Source organism: Bizionia argentinensis JUB59, from assembly GCF_000224335.1.
Lineage (GTDB): Bacteria > Bacteroidota > Bacteroidia > Flavobacteriales > Flavobacteriaceae > Algorimicrobium > Algorimicrobium argentinense.
Map to the genome: position 1 here is coordinate 1 of NZ_AFXZ01000063.1, position 2,386 is coordinate 2,386.

The 2,386-nt window shown below is 26.0% G+C and carries 1 pseudogene; it reads right to left on the reverse strand.

The window, feature by feature from the left end:
• Positions 1-10: 10 nt before the first annotated feature.
• Positions 11-2,386, reverse strand: a pseudogene (locus BZARG_RS15815) (hypothetical protein); the annotation flags it as partial.

Genomic DNA, 2,386 nt, shown 5'->3' on the forward strand with positions numbered 1-2,386 from the left:
TTGGGCGTAGTTATTTATTATTAATTCTCCTCAATACTTCCTTAACATCGAAATCAGGTGGTAGTGCTTTAAATGATTTGTCATTTTTTGTGATATTATATTTCTTTCTTTGAAACTCTCTCAATTTGTCAATCTCGATTGTTCCAGTTAGAGTTACATTGTTTTCTCCTCCTTTTACCTTTATTATATCTTTATTATACGTTTGTGTCGGTTGAGTAATTCTAGTATCTCCATAATCGCTTGAGTTCACTTGTGCAACGTAACAATGTAAATCTCGTGATACAGACTCTACTAGATTAGAAAAATAATTGACGTCTTTATTATACTCTACTGCAACCAATAAATCAACTTTAGCTTTTAATGCACTTCTATGCAGTATGTTTGTAAGTTCAAAACAATAGTACACAGAAAAATATATGTTTTTCCAATTGAATATGTGATATCTTTGAATTTTAGGAGTAGGAATTTGAATGTGATTTCCGATAATCTCTTCTTCCTCTATTGGGGCATAGTGATTTTTTAATCTAAAGACAATGGTAGCATCTTTATATCCATTAATATTAACTGGTAAAATAGTAGCAACAAAATTATAAGCTCTGTTGTTAATAGTTATGTGTTCCAAGCCTGAAATTACTAAATTTTCATTTTTTTCTGAATAGCGTACTAGGCTAGATAATAATTCTAAAGGAATAAAGTATTCCGGAAATATTACAATATCAGATTTATTTTTTCTAGTTGCTTTCAGAAAATCCACTAAATTTTGATATCTTAAATTGGTAACATTCGTTTTCTGCCGTAAACCCTCCAATACATTATTACTATTAACTTTTGTGTTTGCAACAGATATTTTTGGTTTTAATAATTTACCTTGATTTTTGGAGTTTACTGTTATTCTAGTTAAGTTATTATTTGTCTCACCTATTTTATAAAACTTATCTCGATAATTATCAATTTTGTCTTCAAACAAATAGTGTGGTTTATGATTACTATTTGCGATTTTGAAACGTTCAAAAGATTGGTCTAAAAAATGATTTTCATTGTCTAATGTAAAATCACAAATATCCGTTTTAGAATTTTGTTCTTTAAATTCTTGATAATTAAGATCGGTTATTAATTTGGAAATTGTGCATTCCCAAAATTTTATTGACCTTGGAGAGTTTTTCAGTAAATCCTCATCAATATTATATTTTTCTAAATTGACATTGTAATTTATTAAACTAATTTCTCCATCGTAACTTTCTTTGGTATAATTTAGTAATGGAATAGAAATGTATTGATGTCTCATCATATTGGACTTTCTGTAACGCAAAGCCCAAATTGAGTTACTTCTAGTTATTCTGTTGAAGAAAAAGTCAATTAAACTAGCTTCAATTAAGTTACTTTTAAATTCAAAACTTCTTTTTACTTCTGTGTTACTATCAATGAAATTTAAATTTAATGAAAGTGCTAATTCGTGTGCGCTATCTAAATAATTAATTAATGTATTTCTTATACGATTAGAATTTATCTTTTTATTTTTAAATTCAATTTTATTGATTTCTTGAATACAATGGAAATAAAAATCTATATATTCAGAAGGCTTATCATTTACTAATAAATATGTAAAAATCTTTTCCCAAAGTTTATAAAATTCAATGGTGTTTTGACCATTGAAAATTTTGATAAAACTATTTATTTCACTGTCAGAAACACTTTTTTTATGTTTAGATGCACCTAGAATTTTGTTAGTGAGATATACCGTTAACCCAAATCGGTTTTCTTTATAATCTTTTAAAGTTCTTATTTTTCCATCAGAATCTGTATAATTTAAATAAAGTGCGTTTTTATCAAAATCGCCTAAATTTTCATTATCATCAGGAAGGTCTTTAAATTCACTAGACCTATAATTTAATTCTTGTTTTAATTTATCTATTACTATATCTGATTCGTTAAAATCAAAGTAATACATTAATGTTTTTTCTTGCTGACAGTATAAATTTTCGTATTTGTCAATTTTAATTTTTCGTTCTTTTCCACTAACCACAATTTGAAAAATTGGGTCAAGATTCTCAATTATATATTTTTCAATTTTGGAAAGTTTAATTTTTTCCAAATCTGGTTCTTCACTATCCTCTGTTTTAACAAATTCTATATGATTAATTTTATAACCATTATATTTTTCAATTTGCTCAATTGATTCTTTAGGGTCAGAAATGACAATTAGAATATCATCTACATATCGCCCATAATAAGCTGGTTTAATCTTTTTAATAATAATTTTATCTAAATCATTTAGGTAATGATTTGCAATTACATAAGATGAAAGTAAACCAATAGGCAACAAAAAGCTTTCATTGAGATTTTTAATTTTTTTGTCAATTATTTCATAGTCAGAAATTAATTTGAG